Raw genomic sequence first — 25,372 nt, forward strand, 5'->3', positions numbered from 1 at the left:
CCTTACCAGCGCCGGGCCTTGGCGGCAAGGGGCAGGGGTCGACCGTTTCGGGGTTCCCCAGCCGGCCGGCTTGGCCTATAAGGGCCATCCGGAGGCGATATGACCATATCCCCGCTCATTACCGGCGACGGCCAACTCGTGGACATCGGCGACGTGCGTTATAACGACGAGCTTGCCGCGCCCCAGGCTTACGGCGTCATGCGGTTTTCCCACACCAGCGACGCGCTGCGCGGCTTGGTGCGCGACCTGCGCGACCGGGCCGCCCGCGAAGGCAGGCCGCTCACCGACTTCATGGACGTCAGCGGCCGCAGCGGCCATTCCCGCATTGGCCTGGACATCCACCTGACCGGCGAAGCGCCGCAAGTGTCCGACGCCGGGCGCACGGTGGAGCTGCCCGTGGCCGTCACGGCCCTCAATGCCGTGCTGGCCGAGTCCCTGGCCGATTTGCGCGGGCTTTGCGCCGACGGCGGCGTGGACTTCGGCCGGCTGTTTATTCCGCGCGGGCCGGCTGTTTCGCGCGAGGCCATTGCCGAGGCCATGGAGCGCGGTTGGCTGCTGTTGCCGCGAAAGCACAGCGTGGCCGAGGACGGCGTGGTGGAGATCGTGCTGGAAAACCTGCGTTACGTGCTGTCCTCACGGCTTCTGGGGGTGGGGCGCAATTTCGCCGAGATGGTGGTCAAGGGCAAGCACGGCCTGGGGATTTTCCAGAGCGTCTCCCCTGGCGGGCTGCCGCCCCTGCTGGCGGCCAAGGAATTCATGGTCGGCGCGGTGCATATCGCCCTGGGGCCTTTCACCGCCTTTCTGGAGCGCCCGACCAACCGGGCCGGGGTGTTCCATCTGGCCTCGCGGCTTCTGGACGGTATCCGCACCTCGGGCATCGCCACGCCGCGCCAGGTGGAGCTCTACAACGGCGGCGAGGAAGCGGCCGAGACCGACGGCTTGGCCGTGCGCTTGCGGCTCTATCCGCCCGACGTGCGGGTGGCCAAGCTGGCCGAGCGGGTGCTCACCCCGGGCCGCAGCCGCGAGGTGCTGGCTTCCGGCGTCGATTTCGCGGACTTGACCGACGTCTTCACGCCTTCGGTAGCCCGCACGCTTTTCGACGAAGTCACCGTCGATCCGGGCCAGGGCGGCATTTACGGCCGCATCCTCATGCCCGGCAAGATGATCGCCATTCCCTGGGAGCAGGAGGAGGGCGTGTGGCTGCGGGAATTCCAGTGGCGGCTGGTCTATGAATACGCCCGGGGTAACGTGCCCGAGGGGGTGCTGACCGGCGAGGAGATTCCCAAGCGGATGCGGCCGTTTCTCGACGACCTCAAGTACGTGGGCGGCGAGCAGAACCTGTCCAAGGTGTTCGTCTCCGATGCCTTGCCGCCGGCCGACACCTTGCGGGTGCTCAAGCGCAACGGCATCGGCGTGGCCGCCTCGCGGGGCATGGGCTGCGAGCCGGGCAAGGCCTGCCGGCCGCCGCATTTCCGCATGGACCAGACGCTCTACGAGGAGCTGGTGCGCCTGGAAGGCGAGGGGATGCGGTTTTACATGCTCCTGGAGGTGAACGGCCAGGCCCAGGTGCGGGAGTTCTTCCGGGGGCTGTGGGTGACCCATGAGGGCCGGGAGCGGCTGCCGCGCATCCACACCACCATGGCCATGTTCGGGTCGGCCTGCGACGTGCTGGGGCCGGTCCTGACCGAACCCATCGCCGTGTTCCTGCAAAAGATGCGCGACCATCCTCGCCTGGGCGAGGGGTTTGCCGTGGCCCACGGCTCGGGGCCGGGGGTCATGCGCATCGTGGACGACGCAGCGGCGGAACTGGGGATTTTCCGCATGGGCGTGGGCATCGATGCCGAGGAGATCGGCCAGACGCCCAATTTCGCCCCCGAGGCCGTGGCCCAGTTCACCAACCTGGCCATGAACACCCGGCAGGACATCCTGGACCGGAGGTCGCTGTTCAAGATCTTCAACCTCGGCGGCTTCGGCACGAGCTACGAAGTGAACATGGCGCTGACCTTTTTAAAGATCGGCCAGTGCCTGCCCGCGCCCTACATCTTCATCGACCCGGTGGGCCTGGGGCGCGGCGGGGAGCCGTTCTGGCGCGAGACCCTGCGCCAGTTCGAAACGCTCACCAGCGACCTGGCCGGCGGCGGCCAGACCCTTGGCCCGCTTGGGCCGCGTTGGGTGGCCAACTGCTGCCACGAGGTGCGGGCCTACGAGGAAGGCTACGCCATCATGGCCGCCTTTGTGGACGACCCGGCCGCCTACTGGCGTGAGCACGGCATAGCCTTCGATCGGGTGCGCTTTGCCCGCGACAACCTCAAGAAGGCCGGCGTGCCCATCCCGCCCTACATCGAGGAAGCGCTGGAAGGGGAATAGGGAGGGGCGCTTGCCCCGGCAAGCGGCGTGAGACAAGGGCCTGCGAGACATTCGCAGGCCTTTTTGTTGCCAACTTGGGGGGCGTCTTGGGGGCGACTTGGGGGGCGCAAGGCCGCGCGGCCCTAGGCCCCGCCGAAAAGGGCGGCGATGGCTCCGAGCAGCGTCTGGGGGAACAGCCCCAGGCCCACCAAGCCCGCGGCCATGACGCCAAGGGCCAGGGTTCCGGCCGGGCCGGCCGCGTAGACGGCGGCCGGATGGGCGATGAGCGACTCCCGCATGTAGAGCGCGGCAAGCAAGCGCAGGGCATAGAACACGCCGACCACGGCCGTGATGATGCCGAACGCCGCCAGACCGACATAGCCGGCCGACAGGGCCGCGCCAAAGACCAGGAACTTGCCGACAAAGCCGGCCGTGGGCGGCAGGCCGGCCAGGGAGGCCAGACCGATGGCCAAAACGCCGGCCCGCCAGGGATGGACGTAGCCCAGGCCCCGGTAGGCGGCGATGTCGTCGCGGTCGCCGATCTGGGCCGACAGCGCGCCCACCGCGCCGAAGGCGGCCAGATCCATGAGCGCAAAGGCGGCCAGATAGAACAGCGCCGCCTCGCCGCCGCCGTCGTTGACGGCCATGGCGGCCATGAGGATGTAGCCCATCTGGGCGATGGAGGAATAGGCGAGCAGGCGCTTGACGCTGGCCTGGGCCACGGCCCCGAGGTTGCCCACGGCCATGGTCAGGCCGGCCCCTACGGCCAGGGCCGGCCAGAGCAGTTCCCGGGCCTCGGGCGAGACTTCCGAACAGACATGGAGCAGGGCGGCGGCGGCGGCGGCCTTGGACCCCGACGACAGGAAGGCGGCCACCGGGGCCGGCGCGCCCTGGTAGACGTCGGGCGTCCAGAGATGCACCGGGGCCAGGGACAGCTTGAATCCCACGCCGACCAGGACCAGGGCCAGCCCGGCGGCGGTCAGGGGGCCGGGCGCGGCCAGGGAGGCGGCGATCTCCATGGAGCCGGAGGCGGCATAAATCAGCGCCATGCCGAAAAGCAGCACGGCCAGGGCCATGGCTCCGGGCAGGAAATACTTGAGCGCCGCTTCGGTGCCGAGGTTGTCGTCCAGGCGGGCGGCGATGAGGGCGTAGAGGCACAGCGAGGCCAGCTCCAACCCCACGGCCAGCATGATCCAGTCGTCGGCGTCGGCCAGAAGCAGCATCCCCAGGGCCGACCACAGGAGCAGGCCGTAGAGGGCGTCGCCAGCAAAGCCCCGGCGCTCGGCATAGCGGGCCAGCAGGGCGATGGTGGCCAGGGCGATGACCGAGAGCAGGCCGGCGTAGAAGCAGGCGATGGGGCTGCCGCCTTGGGGGCCGGCCACGGCCCACAGCCCGGGCAGGGCGGCGAACAGGGCGGCGGTGGCGGGGTAAAAGCCGGCCGGCACGGACCGGGCCATGGAGAGACACAGCACGAGGAGTCCGCCGAAAGCCAGGCAGAGGTGGGGGAAATAGGCGACGACAAAGGCGCTCATGACGTTCCTCGCTTAGAGGCCCGGCCAGACGCGGGCGGCAATGGCGTTAAGCGGCTCGGCGGCCAGCCCCAGCACCGGCCCGGGGAACAGGCCCAGCCAGACGATGCCGACGGCCAAAAGGGACAGCAGCACCGCCTCCCTGGCGTCCAGGTCGGGGAAGGGGACGGCCGAGCGCGGCGGGCCGTAGAGCACGTCCCGGGCCAGGCGCAGCAAGTAGACCAAGGTCGCGGCCATGCCGGCCACGGCCAGGCCGGCGGCCAGGACGTTCACCTTGAAAAGCCCGAAAACGATCATGGCTTCGCCCACGAACCCGGACAGCCCCGGCAAGGCGGCCGAGGCCAGCACGCAGAAAAGAAACGCCGCGCCGAAATGCGGGGCCTTGTTCCAGATGCCGCCGAGGATGTCGAAGCGTCGGCTGCCCAGGCGTTCGCCGATGGCTCCGGCCAGGGAGAACAGTCCGCCGGAGGTCAGCGCATGGCTGACCATGAGCAGCACCGCGCCGCCCAGGGCCAGCCGGCTGCCCGAAACCATGGCGGCCACGGCCAGGCCCATGTGGCCAATGCTCGAATAGGCGATGAGCCGTTTGACGTCTTCCTGGGCCACGGCCACGGCCGAGGCGTAGAACAGTCCGACCAGCCCAAGGACGGTGAGCGCCGGGGCAAAGGCGTGGGCGGCCTCGGGGAAAAGGGGCAAAGCGAAGCGAATCAGCGCATAGCCGCCGGTCTTGAGGAGCAGGCCGGCCAGGATGAGGCTGCCGGCGGTGGGCGCTTCGGTGTGGGCGTCGGGCAGCCACATGTGGACCGGCACCAGGGGAATCTTGATGGCGAACGACAGCACGAAGGCGGCGAAAAGCCAGCGGCCGACGTTTTGGGGGATGTCCAGACGGGTCAGCGCCTCCAGGGCGAAGTTCGGGCCGTCCGGGGCGTTAGCCGAGAGCACGCCCAGGGCGATGACGGCCAGGAACATGAGCAGGCCGCCGGTGGCCGAGAACAGGAAGAATTTCATGGCCACGCGCAGTTTGTCGCCGTGGCCGAAGACGCCGATGAGGAAAAAGACCGGGATGAGCTGGGCTTCCCAGAAAAGGGCGAAGAGAAAGACGTCCGAGGCCAGGAAGATGCCCTGGACGGTGGTGAGCGAAGCCAGGATGAGGCCGTGGTAGAGGGCCGGGCGCTCCCGGTCGTCATGGCGCGAGGCCAACATGCAGCACAGGCCGATAAGCGCGGTCAGGACCACGAAAATGAGGCTCAGGCCGTCCAGGGACAGGCTGTAGCGGATGCCGAAGGACGGAATCCAGGCGGCGTCCTCGACCAGCTCCGGGCCGAAGGAGCCGGCCGCGAACAGGCCGGCGATCAGGGCGCACAGGGCCAGTTCGCCAAGGGCGGCCAGCACGGCGAACCGGCGGCAGGCGGCGGCGTCGCCGCGCAAGGCGGGCATGACGCAGGCCGCGACCAGGGGCCAGAAGATGATCAGGGACAGCCAGGGCAATTGCCGCATGATGGCTCCATTCTCTACGTTATCCCCCTTTCCCCATATGGGGGGTCCGGGGGCCTCAGGCCCCCGGCCGCCGGAGGCATCTTCTTTCTTCGTCTCTTCCCTTCCCCCACTACCCCAAACGCGCCGCCAACCAGACCAGTAAAATCGCGCAAGCGCCGAGCAACGTGGCCATGGTGGTGGCCGGGCGGGCCGAACCCAGGCGGGCGGCGGCCCGGGACAGGCGGCCCACGCCCGAGGCCGTGGCCGTGGCCGCGCCGTCCAGGACGTCCTCGTCCAGGCCGCGCCACAGCCAGGCGGCCAGCCGCAGGTAGGGCCGGGCGATGGCGCTGAGGCCAAAGGCGTCGAGGCCCAGGCCGGCTGTGAGCGCTCCAGCCGGGGCGGGCGCGGGATGGCGGGCGGGCTTGTAGAACACCCAGGCCAGCCACAGGCCGGCCAGCGCAATCAGCGCGTCGAGGATTTCCACGAACAGTTCGGCATGTTCGGTTTCGGGCGGCAGGGGCGCGACGGTGCCGGCCAAGTAGCTGTCGAGCAGGGCCGGGATGCCCAGGAAATGGGGCGGATTGGCGAAGCCGTAGACCACGGCCAGGATGGCCAGGGGCCATAGCGGGCGTTCCATGCGCCTCAGCGCCGGCTCGGACACGAGCTTGGCCGGATCGGCCGGGTCGCTGAAGAAGGCCACGAAGAGCATGCGGAAGACGTAGAGGGCGGTGAGAAACGCGGCGGCCGCGCCCATGACGAAGGACAGCAGGAAGATGGGGCCGGGGTGGGCCAGGGCGTCGGCCAGGGCGCGGCCCTTGCTGAAATAGCCTGAGGTCAGGGGCAGGGCGGCCAGAGCGGCCGCGCCGCAGGCGAAGAGGATAAATAGCCCGGGCAGGGCTTTTCGCAGGCGCGCGCCCATGCGGAAGATGTCGTGTTCCTCGTGGAAGGCCTGGATCATGACGCCGGCGGTCATGAACAGCAGCGACTTGAAAAAGGCATGGGCCTGCAAGTGGAAGAACGCGCCGCCGTCGTCGCCGCAGCCGGCGGCCAGGAACATGTAGCCGACCTGGCTGATGGTGGAATAGGCCAGGATGCGTTTGACGTCGCGCTGGGCCAGGGCGCAGGCCGCGCCGTACAGGGCCGTGGCCGCGCCGACAAAGGCGGCGGCGGCCCCGACCACCGGGGCCATGGCCAGCATGGGGGCCAGACGCATGAGCAGATACACGCCGGCCGTGACCATGGTGGCGGCATGGATGAGGGCCGAAACAGGGGTGGGGCCGGCCATGGCGTCGGGTAGCCAGGCCGAAAGCGGCAGCTGGGCGGATTTGCCGCAGGCGGCGAAGAGGAAGAGCAGCCCGAGCAGGGTGGCCGTTTCCGGCGACATGGTGGCGGCATTTGCCGCTATGCCGGTCAGCGAGGCCGAGCCGGAGGCGGCGATGATAAGTCCCAGGGCGGCCACGTAGCCGAGATCGCCGATGCGGGTCATGAGGAAGGCCTTGCGGCCGGCGTCCACGTTGGGCAGCTCCTCGTGCCAGAAGCCGATGAGCGCGAAGGAGCAAAAGCCCACGCCTTCCCAGCCCAGGAAGAGCAACACGAGGTCGTCGGCCAGGGCGATGACCAGCATGAAGAAGACGAAGAGATTCAAGTAGCAGAAATACCGGGCGAAGGATTTGTCTTCGCGCATGTAGACGGCGGAATAGAGATGGATGAGCAGGGCGACGAAGGCGACGGTGACGCACATGAGCCCGGCCAGCCGGTTGTAGAGCAGGGAGAATTCGGCGGAAAATCCGTCGAAGGCGATCCACTGGCCGAAGGAGACGGTCACAGGCTGGGGGCCAAGGTTCCAGACGCCGGCCAGGGCGGCGGCCAGGGCGGCGGCCATGGCCAGGGCGGCGAGCCCCCCGGAGGCGGCCCGGGAGAGTTTTGGGCGCAGGGCGGCCTGGAGCACGGCCCCGGCCAGAGGGAAGGCGAGCAGGCAGGCGAGGGCGGTGGTCATGACTCCTCCCCGAGGCGGTCGTAGCTGTCGGCGCGGTCGGTGCCGCCGCCGCGACGGCCGTGGACGAGCAGCGCCAGACCCAGGCCGGCTTCGGCGGAAGCCAGGCCCATGATAATGATGACGGCAGCCTGGCCGTCGAGGTTGTTCCAGGCGAGCCCCGCGCCGGCAAAGGCCAGTCCGGCGGCGGCCAGCATGAATTCCACGCCGATGAGGATGAGGAGAATCGAGCGCCGGGCAGCGGCCATGACGCCGCCGACGGCGAAGAGCAGGGCGGCCACGGCCAGGACATGGGAAAGGGGCACGATCATGCGGCCCGACCTCCGGCGGCGATTTTGCGGCCGGTTTTGCCCCGGCCCAGGAGCATGACGGCGGCCAGGGCGGCAAACAGCAGGATGGAGACGGCCTCCACGGCCAGCCAGTATTTGTCGAACAGGATGGTCCCCACGGCGGCCGGGCCGGCCATGGCCGCCGGCAGCAGGGTCTTGGCCGTGGGATCGGCCCCGATCAGGGCGAACAGGGCCACCAGGGTGGCGGCGGCCAGGGTGGCCGGGACGAGGAACCGGCCCGGGGGCAGGGTTCCGTCGCCGGCCGGCAGGCCAAGCAGCATGATGACGAAGAGAAAGAGCACCATGATGGCTCCGGCGTAGACCACGACGGTCAGCACGCTCGGCAGCGGCGCGCCGAGCACGGCCAGCATGGCTCCCACCGACAGAAACACGGCCACGGCGCAGCACACGGCATGGACGGGATTGCGCCGGGTGGCGGTGAGCACGGCCGCGCCCAGGCCCAGGGCGGCGAACAGATAAAACAGCGCGCCAAGCGGTGTCATTTTATGCTCCTCACGCGGCATTGCCGGATACTTCTCACACCCAGCCTCGCTTTCTTTTTACCCCATTTGGGGGGTCCGGGGGCCTCAGGCCCCCGGCCGCCGGAGGCTCTTTTCTTTTCTCCATCAAGGCATGATGCTCTTCACATCCACCGGTTCGTCCTCGTCGATATGGCTGCCCTTGGGCGTGCCGGCGGCGACGCCGGCGTGGGCGTAGAAGTCGTAGTCGGGATGCTTGCCGCCGTGGTCCACGAGCAATTGCTCCTTTTCGTAGACGAAGTCGGCGATGTCGTCCTTGCAGAAGGCGAATTCGGGCGTGAGCTGCAGGGCCAGGGTGGGGCAGGCCTCCTCGCACAGGCCGCAGTAGATGCAGCGGGCGAAGTTGATGCGAAACCAGGCGGCGCGGCGGCGGCCGTTTTCGCCTTCCTCGGACTGCATGGAGATGCAGTTGACCGGGCAGGCCCCGGAGCAGAGGTAGCAGGCCACGCAGCGTTCGTTGCCGTCCGGGGAGCGGGTGAGGATGATGCGGCCGCGCGTGCGCGCGGGCATGGGCCGCTTGTATTCCGGGTACTGCTCGGTGACGGGCTTGCGGAACAGGTGCGTCAGCGTGGCGGCATACGAGCCGGCCAGGCCGGCCGCGCCTTCGATGACCGCCCCGAGCAGGCTTTGTTTTTCGTCGGCCATGGATTGCCTCAGGCGGCGGCCACGAGAATCGCGCCGGTTAGAAGGACATTTACAAGGGCCAGGGGCACGAGAACCTTCCAGCCCAGGGCCATGAGCTGGTCGTAGCGCAGGCGCGGCAGCGAGGCCCGGGTCCAGATGAGAAAGACCGGCACGGCCAGGACCTTGATCCCAAGCCAGACAATGGGCGGCAGGATGGGGCCGTGCCAGCCGCCCAGGAAAAAGACGGCGATAAGCGCGCCCAGAAGCACCATGTTGACGTATTCGCCGACGAAGAAGAGCGCGAAACGCATGCCGGAATATTCGGTGTGGAAGCCGGCCTGCAGCTCGTTTTCGGCCTCGGGCAGGTCGAAGGGGATGCGCTTGGTTTCGGCCAGGGCGGCGATGATGAAGAGGATGAAGGCAAAGGGTTCGGTGACGGCAAAGGGCAGCCCGGACTGGGCGGCCACGATGTCGGAGAGGTCGAGCGAGCGCGCCCGCATGACCACGGGCACAAGCGACAGCCCCAGGGCCAGCTCGTAGCTGATCATCTGGGCCGCGCCGCGAATGCCGCCAAGCAGGCTGTACTTGTTGTCCGAGGTCCAAGCCCCCAGGGCCAGGCCGTAGACGGCCAGGGACGACAGGGCCAGGACCAGCAGCAGCCCGACGTTGGTGCGCACGATGACCTGGGGCACGGCGTGCCCCAGGATGGTGAGCGTCTCGCCAAAGGGCACCAGCATGAAGGCAAGTAGCGCCATGCCGGCGACCACGGCCGGGGCCACGAGGAAGATGCGGCGGTCCACGCCGTCGGGGATGATGTCTTCTTTCAGCAGCATCTTGAGGCCGTCGGCCAGGGGCTGGAGCAGGCCGAAGTAGCCGACCCGGTTGGGGCCGTAGCGGACCTGGAAGCGCCCGAGGAGCTTTCGCTCCAGGAGAATCATGTAGGCGGCCAGCCCCAGGGCCACAGCCAGGGCCACGGCCATTTTGACGAGCATGACGCCGACGCCGATGAGCAGTTCCGCGGTCATGACGTTTTCCTCCGGCCCAAGTCGTCTGGTCCAATCGTCGGGGGCAGGGCGGCGAATTGCGGCAGCCGGGGCACGACCACCACGCCAAGGGCCACGCCGCGATGCAGGCGTACGGCGGCCGTGGCCGGCGCGTCGCCGCAGTCCAGGGCGACCGTCGCGCCGTCGGCGAGGTTCAGCCCCGCCGCGTCGTCAGGATGGAGCAGGACCACGGCCGGGCCGGTCTTGTCGGCGGTGAGCGGCGCGTAGCGGGACAGCTCGTCGCCGCCGAAAAACGGCGTTTCCAGGACCACGGCCAGGCCTTCGGCCGGCTGGGCCGGAGGTGATTCGGGCGCGGCCGGCTCCCGGCCGGGGTAGGCCGGACGCTGGCCTTCGTCGGGAAGCGTCGCCGGGTCCAGGCCGGCCAGGACGGGATGGGCGGCCAGGGCCTCGGCCAGGGGATGGCGCGGCAGCTCCAAATTCAGGGCGCGGCCCAGGCGGTCGCACCAGAAGGCGGCCGGGGCCGGGTCCGTGCCAGGGAGCGGCCGGGCGTAGTCCCGGGGCGGATGGTCGCCCGCGCCGTCGGCCAGCACGGACAGGCTCGGGGCCTGGACCGGTTCGGCGCGCTGCAGCCGGCCGTCGCTGGCGGCCAGGGTCCCGCCGGTCTCGAACAGGGCGGCGGTAGGCAAGAACACCTGGGCGGCGGCCACGGTGGGCGTGGGCAGATGATCAAGGACGATCAGGGCCTCCAGGGCGGGGAGGCGAGCGGCCAGGGCCGGGGCGGCGGTAAAGAGGTCGGTTTCCACGGCCACCACGGCCTTGATCCGGCCGGCGGCCACGTCTTCGGCCAGCTCGTCCAGGCCCGGGGCGTCGGCCGGGGCCAGCAAGGCCGCGCCGGCCGTGCCGGCCGCCGTCAGCACCGGCAGCAGCCCGAAACGGTCGTCGCCCGGCAAGTGGGCGGCCAGGGCCGGGGCGTACACGATGGCCGGGCGCTTGGCCCCGGCCATGGCCTTGGCCAGGGCTTCCAGACGCGGCCACAGCTCGGGAGCCAGAGGGAATTTTTGCTGGATAAGCCCCGAGGCGTCCGCGTCGGCTCCGGCCACGGCCAGGACCGCCGCCAACTGGCGCGGGGCCAGGGGCAGGTGGACATGGTCCAGGGGCAGGGCCAGGGGCCGGGGATCGGCCAGGAAGACCGCGGCTCCGGCCCGGGCGGCCTGGCGCAGGGCGAGCGTCAGCATGGGCGCGTCGGCAAGGGGCGAAACGCCCACCACCAGCACGGCGTCGGCCTTGGTGAGATCGGCCAGGGATCGGGCCCGGGGCGGGGTCAGGGCATACAGCGCCTGCCGGGCTTGTTCCTGCGCCTTGGCGGCGGCGAAAAAGGCCGGCGGGCGCCAGCCGGCCGCCCGGGCCAGGGCGGTGAGCGCGGCCTGGGTCTCCATGGCGGAACGCTGGCCGCCGACGACGGCCACGGCAGCCGGGCCGTGGCGTTTGGCCGCCGCAGCCAGCAGTCCGGCGGCGGCCCGCAGGGCCTCATCCACCGAGGCCGGCCGGCCGGCGGCCAGGGGCGCGCGGGGCCGGTCCTGGGCGGACTGGTAGCCAAAGCCGTAACGCCCCCGGTCGCAGATAAACGCGCCGTTTATGGCGGCGTTGTCCCGGGCCTCGATACGGGCCACCCGGCGGTAGCGCGACAGTACCGTGACGTTGCAGCCGAGCGAACAATGCAGGCACACTGACGGAGCACGCTGGCAGTCCCAACGCCGGGCCACGAACCGGCCGGGCTTGTCGGTCAGCGTGCCGGTGGGGCACAGGTCGGCCAGATTGCCGGCAAAGGGATTATCCAGGGGACCATCCTCGAACCGGCCGAAATAGACGCGGTTGGCGTTTTGCATGGGGCCGAAATCGCGGTAGCCGCAATACTCCTGATAGAACCGGGCGCAGCGGTAGCAGTGGATGCAGCGGTTCATCTCGTGCTGGATAAACGGCCCCAGGTTCTGGTCCTGGTAGGTGCGCTTGCGGCCCGGGAAGCGGCGCAGGCTATGGCCGCCGGAAATGGTCTCGTCCTGGAGCAGGCAGTGGCCGCCCTCGTCGCAGACCGGGCAGTCGTGGGGGTGGTTGGCCATGAGCAGTTCGATGATCTGGCGGCGAAAGGCCACGGCCTTGGGGTGGCCGGTCTCCACCACCATGCCGTCGGCGGCCGGGGTCATGCAGCTCATCTCCAGGCCCTTGACCGGCCCCTCGACGAACATCACGGCGCACAGCCGGCAGGCTCCGGCCGCGCCCAGGGATTTGTGCCAGCAAAAGCGCGGGATCATGATGCCCGCCCGCTCGGCGGCCTCGATGACCGAAACGCCCTTGTCCACGGTAACGGGGCGACCGTCGATGATCAGATCGGGCATTGGTCCTCCGGACAGGGGGTGGGGCCGAACTGGGGCGGCCGGGTGCCGCAGGCCTTGCCGCGCACGTGCGGCGGCGGGTTGCCGAAGGGACAGCGCTTCTCGGTGATGTGCGCCTGGACCTCGTCCATGAAATGGGTGAGCAGGCCCCGCAGCGGCTCGGCCGCGCCCGGGGCGAAGGCGCAGTAGGCGAGATCGAGCACCGGCAGCATCTCCTGCAGCATCCCGACGTGTTCCTCGGTCCCCTCGCCGCCTTCGATGCGGCGCAGCAGTTCGCGCACGTAGGGGATGCCCTCGCGGCAGGGCGTGCACCAGCCGCAGGATTCCCGGGCGAAAAATTCCATGAGCGACAAGGTGGCCCCGACCAGACAGGTGTCCTGGTCGAAGACCATGAGCGAGGCGGTGCCGAAGCGCTGGCCGGCCTTGCGCATGGGATCGAAGTCCATTTCCAGGTCGAGCAGGGCCTCGGGCAGATAGGGCGTGGACGCGCCGCCGGGGATGACGGTTTTAAATGTCTTGCCCGGAGCCATGCCGCCGGCGTGGGTGAAGATGATGTCGCGGATGGTGACGCCGATGGGCAGCTCGTAGCAGCCGGGCCGGGCCACCTGGCCCGAGACGCTGTAGAGCTTGGTGCCCGATCCGGATTCCGAGCGGGCCAGGGACTTGAACCAGGCTGGGCCGTTGCGCACGATGCCGGGCAGATTGGCCAGGGTTTCCAGGTTGTTGACGATGGTCGGGCAGTCCCACAAACCCTTGACGCTGGTGCGCGGGCCGCCCTTGCGGGGATTGGGGCGCAGCCCCGAGATGGCCTTGATCTGGGCCGAGGCCTCGCCGCAGATGTAGCGGCCGGCACTTCGGTGGACGTGGACGTCGAAGCAAAAATCCGTGCCCAGGATGTTCTTGCCGAGATACCCGCGCTCCCGGGCCACCTGGGTTTCCTGCTCGATGAGCTTGGCGTCGCCTTCATAGGAGGGGCGGATGAAAAAGACGCCTTCGCAGGCTCCCACGGCGTAGGCGCACAGGATGATGCCCTCGATGACGAGGTGGGGATCGACGTTGACCAGGATGCGGTCCTTGAAGGTGCCGGGCTCCATCTCATCGGTATTTATCACCACATAGCGGGTGCCCACGTGGTCGGCCGGGATGCCCTGCCATTTGCGGCCGGCCGGAAAGCCGGCTCCGCCCCGGCCGCGCAGGTCGGCGTCGAGCACGAGCTGGAGCACTTCGGCCGGGGTGCGCTGGCCGATGGTGGCGCGAAGGGCCTCGTAGCCGCCGCCGGCCAGGTATTCGTCGATGGTGGCCGGCCGGCCCAGGTGGCGGTTTTTGAAAAGCACTTGCGGGATGTCTACTTGCATCGCACCGGCTCCTCGGTTCCCGCCCGCAGTTCGGCGATGACGGCGTCCACGGCCTCGGGGGTGAGGCGGTCGTAGAAGCGGCCGTTTATGAGCATGGTCGGGGCGTTGTGGCAGTTGCCGACGCAGGCCGCCGGCAGCACGGTAAAAAGGCCGTCCTCGGTGGTGCCGCCGGGCGGCACGCCCAGGGTGCGGCAGAGGTAGTCGAAGATGGAATCCTGGTGGAACATCCAGCAGACCACCGAGTCGCAGACGTGGATGACGTAGCGCCCCACGGGCCGGCGGTAGAGGTAGTCGTAGAAGGTGGCCAGGGATTCGAGTTCCAGGGTGGTCATGCCGAGGACCTCGGCGGCCCGGTGCATGGCTTCGTCGCACAGATAGCCGTAGTGGTGCTGCAGGGCGTACATGACGTCCACGGCGGCCTCGCGGGGATTGTCCACGGCGGTCACCAGGCGGCGCAGGTCAGCTTGAAGTTCGGGCGGCAGGGGCGACATGGGGCGTCAGGCCTCCGGGCGTTGCCGCGGTCTGGCTGGCGCGCGGCGGTTGTGGCGTGGGATGGCGGGCGTGGGCATGGCGGCTTACCGGTCGATGTCCGGCAGGATGTAGTCGTAGGAGGCCAGCACGGCCACGCAGTCGGCGATGGAAAGGCCTTCGATGATGTGCGGCAGGGCCTGGACATTGGCGAATCCCGGAGTGCGGATGCGCATCCGGTAGGCGTGGCAGCCGCCGTCGGAGACCACGAAATAGCCCTGCTCGCCGCGCGGCGCTTCGGTTGCGGCGTAGGCCATGCCCGAGGGCAGGCGCGGGCCGCGCGTCACATTGACGAAATGGTGGATGAGGCTCTCAATGTCTTTGAGCGCCGCTTCCTTCTGGGGCAGACAGTAGCGGGAGTCGGCCGAGAGGTAGCGCCCGTCGGGCATTTTCGCGGCCGCCTGCTCGATGATGCGCAGGCTCTCGCGCATCTCGTCCATGCGCACGAGGTAGCGGTCGTAGCAGTCGCCGTTTTGGCGGGTGGGCACGTCGAAGTCGAAGTCAGCGTAAGCGCCGTAGGGCATGGCCTTGCGCCGGTCCCAGGCCACCCCGGCGGCGCGCAGGTTGGGGCCGGTGACGCCCCGGTCCACGGCCTCGGCGGCCGTGATGCCGCCCACGCCCCTGGTCCGGGCCTTGACGATGGGATTATTCGTCACCCCGGCGTGGTATTCCTTGAGCCGGCCCGGGAAGATTGTAATGAACGCCTCGACCTGCTCCTTCCAGCCCTCGGGCAGGTCGGCGGCCAGGCCGCCCAGACGCAGCCAGGAAGGATGCAGCCGGCCGCCGGTTACGGTCTCGATGATGTCGAGCACCATCTCGCGCTCCCGCAGGGCGTAGAAGATGGGGCTCATCATGCCGAGATCCTGCAGGAACGTGCCGAAATACATGAGGTGGTTGGACAGCCGGAACAGCTCCGAGAGCATGACCCGGGCATAGGCCGCCCGGGGCGGAACCTCGATGCCGGCCAGTTTCTCCACGGCCGTCACGTAGGACAGGTTGTTGGCGATGCCGGACAGGTAGTCCACCCGGTCGGTGTAGGGGATGAACTGGTGCCAAGTCTGGCGCTCGCCGATTTTTTCCACGCCCCGGTGGTGGTAGCCGATGTCGATGCCCATGGCTTTGATGCGCTCGCCGCGAAGGGCCATGACGAAGCGGATGATGCCGTGGGTGGCGTAGTGGTGGGGGCCGAAATTGAGGAGATAGTCGCCGTCCTTGGCCCGGTCCCCAAGGATTTCGGCGGCGTCCACAGGAGCCAGACGCTGGCAGTCGTCGCGGGTGAAGGCCGGCATGTTGGTGGCCCGGCCCTCGTAGTCCTTGCGCAGGGGATGGCCGATCCAGTCGCGGTGGGTGAGCAGTCGCCTGGGGTCGGGATGGCCGTCAAAACGCAGGCCGAACATCTCGGCCGCCTCGCGCTCGTACCAGTTGGCCGCGCTCCATACGCCCGTGGCCGTGGGCAGCGTGGCGTCGCGGCTTTGCAGCGGACAGACCAGCCGCACCATGGTCGCCCGGGACAGCGAGGTCAGGGTATAGACGGCCGTGGCCTCGTGGCCGGCCGGGGTTTTGCGGGCGGTCTCGTCGATGGCGGTCAGGTCTTCCAGCCGCTCGAAGCGGGTGGGGGCCTTGCGCTTGAGGTGGTCGAGCACTTCGGCCACCCGGGCCGGGGGAACCTCGAAGGTCGGCATGTCGCCGGGCGCGCCGGCTCCGGCGAGCAGCCGGGCGTCGTCGCCGTAGACGGCGGCCAGATCGGCGGCCAGCACTTCCTGTTCGCGGGTGAGCGTCAGTCCCGGGGCCGGCGGGGTCCACAGGACCTCGGCCCGGGAGCCGGCAAAGCGCGGTTCGGTGGCGGCCGTGCCCCGGATGGGGATGGCGGCGTAGCCCGGGCCGCGCGTGTCGCGGGCTTTGGTGCGGCCATCAACGAGAAAATCCTCGCGCCCGCCCTGGGAGCCGCCGGGCAGATGCAGCACCGGCCGCGTCGGCCGCTCGCTGGCGTCGATCTTTTTTTGCAGGAGCATGAGCCCCTCGAAAACCGCCTCGGGCCGGGGCGGGCAGCCCGGGATGTAGACGTCGATGGGCAAAATCTGGTCCGAGCCTTGAACGACGGAATAGACGTCGTACATGCCGCCGGAATTGCTGCACGAACCCATGGAAATGACCCATTTGGGGTCGCTCATCTGCTCGTAAAGCTGCAAGGCCACCGGGGCGATCTTTTTAAACATCGTGCCCGAGACGATGAGCACGTCGGCCTGCCGGGGCGAACCCCGGAAGACCTCCGAGCCGAAGCGGGCGATGTCGTAGCGCGGTCCCCAGGCCGTGGCTTCCTCGACGAAGCAGCAGGAAAGCCCGAAGAAAAAGGGCCAGAGGCTGTTTTTGCGGGCCCAGTTGATGACGGCGTCGGCCGGGCGGAAGAGCTGGTCGGCGGTCGAGGTCACAGGCCTTCCTCCTCGTCCCAGTCAAGAGCCCCCTTGGACCAGGCGTAGGCCAGCCCGAGGCCCAGGATGACGATGAAGACGGCCATGCGCAGGTAGCCGGAAAGCCCGAGTTCCGGCCAGGCTGCGGCGTAGGCGATGATGTAGGCGGTTTCGACGTCAAAAAGCAGAAACAGCACGGCCACGAGGAAAAAGGGCACGGGATAGCGGAACCGGCCCGGTCCGGTGGGGATGATGCCGCACTCGTAGGGCTGTTGTTTGGCGGGGCTTGGCCGGCGGCGGGTCAGGAAGCCGGAGAGGAAAAGGATGACGGCCATGACGCCGCAGACGATGCCGACATAGACGACAAGGGGCAGCGCCCCGGGGTTCCAGGGGGAAAAGGGCGCGTCCAGGGGGACATAGGCCAGGGGCTGGGGCATGGGGCCTCGCTTGTCGGCGTTGGCGTCGCCCGGACCGGAGGGTCCGATTGCCTCCCACCATACCCGCAACCGGATGAATTGCAACCGGTTCGCGCATCACGGACGAGTTGGCGAGGGGTGTAGGAATTGTTCGTTTATAGTGGAGATTGACAATTTTATGTGTCTGGGTATTGGAATATGTACATCCCAATCGCCCGGCCATGGTCCGGGCCAGGAGGCGGCCATGCCCGGAGCGTATGCCCATATCACATTGGCATCTCGTTGCGTCAATCCGAGTGTGCTAGGCAGTTTGGAGCTTGACACGGAAACCGTCGGCAAGCTCATGCAACAGGTAGGGTATTTCCAGCTTGGAGCGATCAGTCCAGACATGCCTTATCTTGTTGGCTTGGGAACTAATAAGCAGGCTATAGCCTGGGCTGACCGTATGCACTGGAAAAACGTATCGGAGCGAATAGGCGCGGGAGTTGCCGCAGTAAGTAATTTGGAAGGGGACGTTCAGAATAAATGTCTGGCGTGGCTGCTGGGGTTTGTTGAGCATATCATCTTCGACGTATTCATGCATCCTGTGGTTAATAATATTGCCGGTGGGGCGTATAGCGATGAGACGAAGGGTCGTCATCAGTGGTGCGAAATGAATCAGGATGTTTATATATTGATGAGAGAGTGTTTAATAACTGACATTTCCAACGCAAAGATTGTCGAGGCTGTTATTAAAACGCTTCATGCTTCATGTGACAAGTGTGCCATGGATCAAGATGTACGGTCTGTTTTTGACGAAATGTTACGCACGGCAGACAGTGATCTGTATGCCGATAATGTGCCTGATATTGATGGTTGGTTTGCCAGTTTTGTTTCAAAAATGCAAATTCAGGAAGGAAACTCCATCCTCTCCGGCATCGGTCGCCATGTGAATTGGCATCTTGTCTACCCGGCCGCAGCTCAACGCAATCAAGAGTTTCTGGAGAATTTGCCAGTACCCGAAAACACTCCCCTGTCGCACCTCCGTACTTACGATGCACTGTTCGATCATGCCCGCTCCCTGGTCAATGACCATTGGCGCAAGGTCACCAGAGCTGTGATCGGCATCGAACCGTATAACCCGAATTGGTTTGCCGGCTGGAATCTGGACACGGGCGAAAAGACCGAGGAAATATCCCAATTTTGGAGGCAACTATGAAGATTGTGAAGTCTCTTCTTGCGGTCATTCTCTGCTGGGTGGTCCAAGCATCATTCGTTCAGGCCCAAAATATAACGCAAAAAGATATTGATGGTATCACTTTTGTGTACAATGCCGCCATAACTGTCCTGCAGGGTTCCGTCATGAGCGGACAAGTTGGTCAGCAAGTAAGAGGGCCGGAGTTTGTCACGGCTGGTTTAGCCGGTCATCATCCGTCGGCCGGGAAGTTCTCCGGGTTCTCCTATTCGGGATACACGGCCAATGTCAGCGGTAAACCCTATGCAGTCTTTTTGCTGTGCGATCAGGATGGAAGAAAAGCTTTGCTTGAGGGAGTGCTCTGCAAGGAGTCGCCGAGTATTGAAGCGAGTTGGAATGCGCAGCCACCTCGACCGTGCGAACATCATTTAGACGTTGCCAGGGTTTGCCAGTAGTTCATGTAAAAATATACAGGCCGCTTGACGGTTCTTTCAGGCTGCGTGAGCGCAGGGCGCAACGGTAGAGGCATCCGTTGCGCCCTGTTGCTTTTTCTGGCGCGGAAGGCCTACCTCGACTTGGCGCTTGATTTGAAGACCCGGCAGCGGCCTACCCCGCCAGTCCTCCCGGCGCCGGCGGCCGGGCAAATAGGGCCAGCAGCCGGTCGTTGACCTCCCGGCCGGACAGCGTAAGGGGCAGCCGCCAGCCGAAGCCTGTTTCGGCGATGCGCTCGCCCACGGCCCCGATGTCGAAGCCCACGGTCCACAGCCCGGCCCGCCAGGCTTCGGTCAGGGCGTAGCACCAGGTTTCCGGCCATACCGACAGACACAGCGCCGCCTGGCAACCGAGTTCCCGCACCACGCTCTCGGCCTCGCCTTCCTCGTAGCGGCCGGTGACGAACACCCGGCCCGTGCCGAACAGCGCGAAATCGTCCTTGGTGAAGCCGGCCACGGCAAAGGACAGCGGCAGCTCGCGTCGGGCCGCGTCCCGGGCCATGGCCAAGAGCACCTCGTAGCCCTTGTGGGAGCCGATGGCCCCGATAAGCGCCAACCGCAGGGGCGTACGGCCGTCCCAAGGGAAAACCGCAGGGGGGGGCGGCGGGGCGAAGGCCGGTTCGGGATGGGGCGCGACCACAAGGGGCGCGTCCGGGAAATGGCGGGCCAGGCGGTAGCCCGCGTCCCGGGAGGGGGCCAGCACCCGGCCGGCCCCGGCCAGGAGCCGGGCCGAGCGGGCGACAAGCTCCGGCGCGGGCGGCAGATCGTTTTCCAGGGGCACGCCCGCCGCCACGCAGCGCAGGCAACCCTCGGGTCCGGGCTCGTCGCAGGGCAGGCCGGTGTCGTCAAGAAGCGTGATGCGTGGGCAAAACCAGGCGTAGTCGTGGACGCGGGCCTCGTAAGGGACGCCCAAGGCTTCGGGCAGGGACAGGACGAGCTCGGGCAGATCGAGGAAGTGGTGGATAACAATCCCGGCCGTGCCCAGGGTGTGCAGGTCGGCCATAAGCGCCGGCCAATCGTGGGGCAAGGCGTAGACGAGGTTTGGCGTGTCCGGCCCGCCGGTCAGGGTCAGGCGCACCCGGTTGTCCGGCTCGGACGGCTCAGGCGACGCGCCGTGGCCGGCCGGGACAAGCAGGCCGGCGTCGTAGCCGAGATCCGCCAGTTCGGCCGCTTCCTCGGCCAGCCGCCGGGCCGTGCCGCCGACCAGGCCGTGGCACAGGCGAAGGATCAGCGGCGCGCGGGCCGTACGGGCAAGGCGGGCCATGTCCGCCGCCCGGCGCAGGGGCAGGGCCGGATCACGCCAGGTAAAATCGGCCACAAGGTCCAGGTAGTCGGGATGGCGCGCGGCCAGGACGGCCAGATTGCGGGCCAGGGCGTCCTCTTTCGTCGCGCCGAAGGAGGCCCCGCCGGTGTGGACAACGTAGGCGTCGGCACACAGCACATTGCGCCAGCCTGACGCAGCGGCCCGGCGGCAGAAATCGTTTTCCTCGCCGTAGCCTCGGCCAAAGGCGGCGGCGTCGAAATCGCCCACGGCGGCCAGGGCGTCGCGGCGGATGTAGAGGCAAAACCCGACCCCCGTGGGGATGTCGCAGGTCCGGCCGGCGTTTATCCGAGCCAAAAGCGCGTCCAGGGCAGCCGGGGCGATGTCGCCGGGCAGGGGATTGTCGGCGTTGAACGCCGGATAGGAGCAGATGGTGGCGTTGTTGGAAAAGGGCGTGGCCGTGGCGATGCCCGGGGCGCTGTAGGCGGCGGCGGCCAGACGGTCGAGCCAGCCGTCGAAAACCAGGGCGTCGCTGTTGAGCAGCACCACGTCGTGGGCCGGACCGTAGGCCATACCCCGGTTGGCCGATGCCGGAAAGCCGAGGTTGGTCGGGTTTTCGAGCAGGACGGCGCTTCCGGCCCCGGACAGCTCGCGCAGCCAGTCGGAGAGGCAGGGGTCGGGCGAGGCGTCGTTGACCATGATGAGCCGAGGCCGCGCCTGCCCGGCGGCGCGCAGGACCGATTGCAGGCAGGCCCGGGTTTCGGCCAGGCCCTTGTAGACCGGGACCACTACATCGACGACGGCGGGCGGATTATGCATGGCCGACCTCGGCCGGGCCGGCGGCCAGGGGCGAGCCGAAAAGGGGCAGGCCGTCGTCGGCCCGCACGACGTCGAGCACGGCGGCGTCGAGGTTTGGCGGCAGGTCCATACGGAAGCCGCCAAGGGCCGGTAGGCCGGCCAGGGGCGCGTCGGCAAAGGCGCGGCCCACGGGCAGGCCGCCGGCCAGGACAAGGACTTCCGGGGGCGTGGGCGAGAGTCGGCGCAGGCAGCCCGCAACGCTCGACCCGTCGCGCCAGGCTGCGCCCCAGGCCTTGCCGCCGCATCCCGCGTCGATCAGTCCGGCGGCCAGACGAAAGGTTTCGAGGGAATCCGGGGCGCGCAGCAGCGCCAAGGCGGCCGGCAGTCCGGCGGCCGGCCGGTTGGCTGCCAGTGCGGCCCGGACGACGGCCAGACGGGCTCCGGCGTCCTTGGGGCAAAGCGCCTCGGCGGCCAGGGCTTGGTTGAGCGCCTCGTCGGGAAAACCGGCGTCCATGAGGGCGGTTGCCGCCAGGACGCGGGCCAGGGCGCTTTTGGGGGCGAGCCGGGCGGCCCGGCGGGCGAAAGCGGCGGCGGTAGGGCCGTCGCTCAGACGCCGGGACAGCTCGATGACCATGGCCAGGGCTTCCACGTGCAGGGCCGGCTGGCCGAGCAGGGGCAGGGCCAGACGCCTGGCCTGGGCCGGATCGCTTCCGGCCAGGGAGCGGGCGGCTTCCATGGCGCGCCGGGCGGCCGGCGTGGGCGGGGGCAGGAGGGCGTCAGGCGTCGGCATCGAAGTCTCCGGCCAGGGTTTGCTCGATCAGCCGGACCTGGGCCGGCAGGCAGATACGGCCCCGGTCGTAGCGGGTGGCGATGGTTTCCCGGGCCAGGGCGCGCAGGGGGGAAAGTTCCCGGCCCCAGGCCAGGGCTTCGGCTATTTGTTGAGCCAGGGCTTCGGCATCGAAAAAATCCACGAGCAGGCCGTTTAAGCCGTGGGCCACCACCTCGCGCACCGGTTCGGTGTCCGAGGCCACAAGCAGGCAGCCGGCGGCCATGGCTTCCAGGCACGACCAGGACAGCACGAAGGGATAGGTGAGGTAGACGTGGCAGGCCGACACGGCCAGGGCGGCCAGATAATCGGGATAGGCGAGCTTGCCCAAGAAATGGACCCGCCCCGGGTCCACCGGGCACTCGGCCAGGTAGCGTTCCCGGTAGGTCTGGCCGCCCGGCAGGCGCAGGCCGTAGCTCACGTCGTCGCCGCCGATGACGAGCACCCGGCAGTTCGGCCGTAGGCGCAGCAGGCGCGGCAGGGCGCGCATGAAGGTATGAAAGCCCCGGTAGGGCTCCAGGTCGCGGGCCACATAGGTGACCACTTCGTCGCCCGGGGCCAGGACGAGGCCGTGCTCGGGCAGACGCAGCCGGGCGGCCGGATCGGGGCGCACGACGGCCGTGTCCACGCCTTCGTGGATGATCTCGATTTTTCCGCGAAAGCCGGCCGGATAGCCCTGGCGTTGCCAGGCCGTGGGCGAAATCCCGCGATGGCAGGCCTCCAGGGCAAGGAGTCCGGCGGTTTTTTGCAGCCGCACCGTGGGCCATTGAAACTGGGCCAGGGGATACTCGGGATCAAAGGTGGCTTCGGCTCCCTCGGGGTCGTAGTGGTGCTCGCAGTAGCAGATATGGCGCGCTTCGGGAAAGATGTCCTTTAAAAACAGGGCTTCGCCCCAGCCGGGGTGGGCGTAGACCAGGTCCGGGACCAACCCGTCCCGGCACAGGTTGCGGGCCGTTTCCAGTACGGCCGCGCCGCGTCGAATCTGTTCTTCGAGGTTGCGGGCCAGGGCCTGGAGCTGGGGAGGGGCCTGGCCGATGTCGTGGTAGGGGGCATCGACGACGCCGGGCAGGGGAACTTGGCGGCCGGCCTCCCGGATGGCACACACGCGGGTGGCCGGTTGCCGTAATAAATGCTCGGCCAAGCTCTGGAACTGGGCTGGGAAGTCGCGGTGGACAAACAGGATGGTGCGCTGGGGATTGGCCATGACGGGCCTTGTGCCCTGGCCGGGCCGGCGGGTTTGTCACCCGTTTTTGGGCGGGGCCGAGGATTGTGCCCGGCCCCGTCTGGGCTTGCCCGGCCGGGCATCCGCCTGGGGCGGAGTGCACGGTCGGACAGGGAGGGTTTCGCGTTCTAGACCTTGGGTTCCAGGATAACGGCCAGGGATTCCAGGGCGTCGCCGGGCACAGGGGAGCGCAGGAATTCGCCGTTGCGCGCGGCGGGCACGGGGCCGGCGCCCAGGAAGGTCCCGGCGTAGGCGATGGTATAGCGTCCGGCCGCCTCGCCGCCAAGCTTGGCGGCAAAGCCGAGCATGGGCGCGCCGGTTCCCCGGGAACCGGTAAATTGGGGCGGACTCACCCAGGGCATGGGCTGCCCGTTGGGGCCGATGGCGGCGTATTGCAGATCCTGCAAGGCCACGCCTTCCACATAAAGGGCCACGGCTTCCAGGCGTCGTTTGGAGCCGGGCCGGCCGGCGCCCTGCCCGGGGTCGAAGGCCACGTCGCCTTCGCCTTCCAGGTGGCCGGCCATGCGCACCACCGGCATGGGGCCGGCGGGGGCGCTTGGCGGGGTAAACGTCCGAGGCGGTTGGGGCGCGGCCGCAGCCGGTTGGCCGAAGCCCGCAGCCGGTTGGCCGAAGCTCGGCGCGGGTTGGCCGAAGGCCGGCGCGGGTTGGGCAAATCCCGGCTGCGGCTGGGCAAAGCCCTGGGGGCCGCCGAAGGCGGGCATGGCCTGAGGCCGGCCGGGGTAGCCGCCAAACGCGGGCTGCCCGCCGTGGGGGGAATAGGATAGTCCGCCGACGCCAAAAGGCTGCACGGGTGGCTGCTGGGGCTGCATGGGCGGCTGCTGGGGCTGCATGGGCGGCTGCTGGGGCATCGTCGCCTGGGGTTGGGCCGGGTTATGGCGCTTGATGTCCATGCGAATGCCGGTGGTGGCGTATTCGCTTGGCCGGTAGGTGGTGAAAAGGAGCAGGCCGCCGGGCTGGGCCACGGTGAGGGCGACACTTTCGCCTGTCCTGGACAGCCAGGCCGAGTGGCCGTCGGGCGAGGCCAGGCGGCAGGTCCCGGCGCTGCCGGGCAGAACGTCGACGCGGATGCTGGGAAAGGTCGAGTTGGCCAGATTGACGGTGGGATGTTCCATGCCGCCGACGACGATGGTGTATTCGCCGGGAGGAAACGGCGCCAAGGTGGCCTCGCTGGCCAGCATGGTCTCCAGGCGTTGGCTTTGTTGTTGTGCGTGCATTGGGGCTCCTTGTCGAGACGCTTAAGGTTCTCGGATGGATTCGCCGAAAACGCGGATCAGCGGCCAGGTGATGTAGGTGATGACGGTGCGGGAGCCGACCTTGATGTCGGCGGAAAGCGTCATGCCGGGCACCAGGCGGAAGTCCTTGGGCAGGCTGCGCATGTGTTCCATGCCGGTGATGCGGATGCGTCCCTCGTAGACGAGGCGGCGGCCGCTTGGTGTGTCGAGGTACTGGGCGTCTTCGGCGAGGGTGCGCAATTCACCGTCCAGGTAGCCGAACTTTTGGAAGGGATAGGTGTCGAGCTTGAGCGTGGCGATGTCGTTTGGGCGGATGTAACCGATGTCGTCGGTGCCGATGAAGACGGCGGCTTCCAGGGGGGAATCCAGCGGGACGAGAGCCATCATGGTTTCGCCGCTCTTGATGACCGTGCCGGGGTTGAAATTGACGATGTCCAAGACCACGGCGTCGCTGGGAGCGGCGATGACGGACAATTCGTGCAGACGTTTGGCTTTGGACGCGTCTTCCTGGAGGGTTTGGAGCGTCTTGCGGGCTTCGCTGAGTTGGTTGGCGACGACATTGCGCCAATTCTCGATAAAGCCTTCCTTTTCGGCCAGGGCCTGGGCCAGATTGTGGCGTTTGGCTTCCTGGGAACCCTTGAGTTGTTCCATGGAGACGTTGGTCTGGGCCAAGTGGTTTTCCGCCTCCAGCATGGACAGGCGGGAATCCGACCCCTGCTCGTAGACCTTCTTGCGCATGCCCACCAGTTCCTGGGCCACCTGCACCTGCTTGTCCATCTGGGTGTATTGGCGCTGGCCGGCCACAATGCTCTGCTGCACTTCGGCGATCTTGGTGTTGATGCTGCGCAGCTTGGCCGTGAACTCTTCCAGGCGGCCGGCCAGCAATTTGACCTGGCTTTCGACCTCCTGGGGCGTGGCCCCGGCTGGCGGCGACAGGGGCAGGCCGGAGAGTTCGCTCTCCAGACGGGCGATCAAGAGCTTTTGATAGGTTTCATCGACCTGGATGCGGGAAGCGTCGGCATTGGAAAAGGTGGGATCGAGGCGCATCAGGATATCGCCTTTCTTGACAACGGAACCCAGGCGGACGTTGATGGAGCGGATGATGGAGTCCTGCAAGGGTGCGATAATGATGTTTTTTTCGGAGGAAACGATTTTCCCGGAAGTCGCGATGACCTTGTCCGTTTCCGCGAAGCAGGCCCAAAGCAGTAGAAAAGCCAAGAGGCCGAGAATGGAATGCAACACGAGCCTGGTTGCCCGTGGCAGCGGCGTGAGTTCCAGCTCTTCCGCGTCAGGATGAAATTCAATCACTTCCCGGGGAATGGGTACGGCATCTTTCTTGGGAAGAAATTTTTGTAACATAGATCCTGTGCGTAGGCTTGGTCGGCGTCGCCATCGGTAGACTGTGAATCA

General features: G+C 67.8%; 20 protein-coding genes. 3 read left to right on the forward strand and 17 right to left on the reverse strand.

Features of this window, described 5'->3' with window-relative positions; translation table 11 throughout:
• Positions 1-99: 99 nt before the first annotated feature.
• A complete protein-coding gene (locus DMR_RS06125) occupies positions 100-2,367 on the forward strand; it encodes a hypothetical protein (protein ID WP_015860031.1) in 2,268 nt (755 codons plus the stop codon).
• Positions 2,368-2,489: 122 nt separating this feature from the next.
• On the opposite strand, the gene DMR_RS06130 is transcribed toward DMR_RS06125, so the two are convergent.
• From DMR_RS06130 to DMR_RS06185, 12 genes are all read right to left on the reverse strand, one after another.
• On the reverse strand, positions 2,490-3,878 hold the full coding sequence (locus DMR_RS06130) for an NADH-quinone oxidoreductase subunit N (protein ID WP_015860032.1): 1,389 nt from the start codon (positions 3,876-3,878) through the stop codon (positions 2,490-2,492).
• Between the two features lie 12 nt (positions 3,879-3,890).
• Positions 3,891-5,372 (reverse strand): complex I subunit 4 family protein, encoded by a 1,482-nt coding sequence (locus DMR_RS06135; RefSeq protein WP_015860033.1) that lies wholly within the window; start codon positions 5,370-5,372, stop codon positions 3,891-3,893.
• A 109-nt stretch (positions 5,373-5,481) separates the two neighbouring features.
• Positions 5,482-7,347 (reverse strand): NADH-quinone oxidoreductase subunit L, encoded by a 1,866-nt coding sequence (locus tag DMR_RS06140; protein WP_015860034.1) that lies wholly within the window; start codon positions 7,345-7,347, stop codon positions 5,482-5,484.
• Entirely contained in the window at positions 7,344-7,655 is a 312-nt protein-coding gene (locus DMR_RS06145; RefSeq protein WP_015860035.1) for an NADH-quinone oxidoreductase subunit NuoK, read from the reverse strand. Before DMR_RS06145 ends, DMR_RS06140 begins: the two co-directional genes overlap by 4 nt.
• Entirely contained in the window at positions 7,652-8,176 is a 525-nt protein-coding gene (locus DMR_RS06150) for an NADH-quinone oxidoreductase subunit J family protein (protein ID WP_015860036.1), read from the reverse strand. The genes DMR_RS06145 and DMR_RS06150 overlap by 4 nt, the downstream gene beginning before the upstream one ends.
• 123 nt (positions 8,177-8,299) lie before the next feature.
• On the reverse strand, positions 8,300-8,857 hold the full coding sequence (nuoI, locus tag DMR_RS06155) for an NADH-quinone oxidoreductase subunit NuoI (RefSeq protein ID WP_015860037.1): 558 nt from the start codon (positions 8,855-8,857) through the stop codon (positions 8,300-8,302).
• 8 nt (positions 8,858-8,865) lie between these two features.
• The gene (gene nuoH, locus DMR_RS06160; protein WP_015860038.1) at positions 8,866-9,861 is read right to left on the reverse strand and encodes an NADH-quinone oxidoreductase subunit NuoH; all 996 of its coding nucleotides are present in this window, start codon (positions 9,859-9,861) and stop codon (positions 8,866-8,868) included.
• Positions 9,858-12,233, reverse strand: a complete 2,376-nt coding sequence (gene nuoG / locus DMR_RS06165; protein ID WP_015860039.1) for an NADH-quinone oxidoreductase subunit NuoG — start codon at positions 12,231-12,233, stop codon at positions 9,858-9,860. Before nuoG ends, nuoH begins: the two co-directional genes overlap by 4 nt.
• A complete protein-coding gene (locus DMR_RS06170; RefSeq protein ID WP_015860040.1) occupies positions 12,221-13,585 on the reverse strand; it encodes a complex I 51 kDa subunit family protein in 1,365 nt (454 codons plus the stop codon). Before DMR_RS06170 ends, nuoG begins: the two co-directional genes overlap by 13 nt.
• A complete protein-coding gene (nuoE, locus tag DMR_RS06175; protein WP_015860041.1) occupies positions 13,576-14,076 on the reverse strand; it encodes an NADH-quinone oxidoreductase subunit NuoE in 501 nt (166 codons plus the stop codon). The genes DMR_RS06170 and nuoE overlap by 10 nt, the downstream gene beginning before the upstream one ends.
• An 84-nt stretch (positions 14,077-14,160) precedes the next feature.
• The gene (locus tag DMR_RS06180) at positions 14,161-16,542 is read right to left on the reverse strand and encodes an NADH-quinone oxidoreductase subunit B/C/D (RefSeq protein ID WP_015860042.1); all 2,382 of its coding nucleotides are present in this window, start codon (positions 16,540-16,542) and stop codon (positions 14,161-14,163) included.
• A complete protein-coding gene (locus tag DMR_RS06185) occupies positions 16,539-16,958 on the reverse strand; it encodes an NADH-quinone oxidoreductase subunit A (RefSeq protein WP_015860043.1) in 420 nt (139 codons plus the stop codon). The genes DMR_RS06180 and DMR_RS06185 overlap by 4 nt, the downstream gene beginning before the upstream one ends.
• Positions 16,959-17,181: 223 nt before the next feature.
• On the opposite strand from DMR_RS06185, the gene DMR_RS06190 reads away from it, so the two are divergent.
• Together DMR_RS06190 and DMR_RS24330 are read left to right on the forward strand one after the other, a co-directional pair.
• The gene (locus DMR_RS06190; protein WP_043600176.1) at positions 17,182-18,135 is read left to right on the forward strand and encodes a zinc dependent phospholipase C family protein; all 954 of its coding nucleotides are present in this window, start codon (positions 17,182-17,184) and stop codon (positions 18,133-18,135) included.
• Entirely contained in the window at positions 18,132-18,566 is a 435-nt protein-coding gene (locus tag DMR_RS24330) for a hypothetical protein (RefSeq protein ID WP_148208371.1), read from the forward strand. Before DMR_RS06190 ends, DMR_RS24330 begins: the two co-directional genes overlap by 4 nt.
• A gap of 151 nt (positions 18,567-18,717) precedes the next feature.
• On the opposite strand, the gene DMR_RS06195 is transcribed toward DMR_RS24330, so the two are convergent.
• The 5 genes from DMR_RS06195 to DMR_RS06215 form a co-directional block, all read right to left on the reverse strand.
• Positions 18,718-20,682, reverse strand: a complete 1,965-nt coding sequence (locus tag DMR_RS06195; RefSeq protein WP_015860045.1) for a glycosyltransferase — start codon at positions 20,680-20,682, stop codon at positions 18,718-18,720.
• Entirely contained in the window at positions 20,675-21,451 is a 777-nt protein-coding gene (locus DMR_RS06200) for a hypothetical protein (RefSeq protein WP_015860046.1), read from the reverse strand. The genes DMR_RS06195 and DMR_RS06200 overlap by 8 nt, the downstream gene beginning before the upstream one ends.
• Positions 21,438-22,691, reverse strand: coding sequence for a glycosyltransferase (locus tag DMR_RS06205; RefSeq protein WP_015860047.1), 1,254 nt, complete (start codon positions 22,689-22,691; stop codon positions 21,438-21,440). Before DMR_RS06205 ends, DMR_RS06200 begins: the two co-directional genes overlap by 14 nt.
• 146 nt (positions 22,692-22,837) lie before the next feature.
• Positions 22,838-23,944, reverse strand: coding sequence for a hypothetical protein (locus DMR_RS06210; RefSeq protein ID WP_015860048.1), 1,107 nt, complete (start codon positions 23,942-23,944; stop codon positions 22,838-22,840).
• Between the two features lie 21 nt (positions 23,945-23,965).
• On the reverse strand, positions 23,966-25,321 hold the full coding sequence (locus DMR_RS06215) for an HlyD family type I secretion periplasmic adaptor subunit (protein ID WP_015860049.1): 1,356 nt from the start codon (positions 25,319-25,321) through the stop codon (positions 23,966-23,968).
• Positions 25,322-25,372: the final 51 nt, after the last annotated feature.

The organism is Solidesulfovibrio magneticus RS-1, from assembly GCF_000010665.1.
GTDB classification, from domain to species: Bacteria; Desulfobacterota; Desulfovibrionia; order Desulfovibrionales; family Desulfovibrionaceae; genus Solidesulfovibrio; species Solidesulfovibrio magneticus.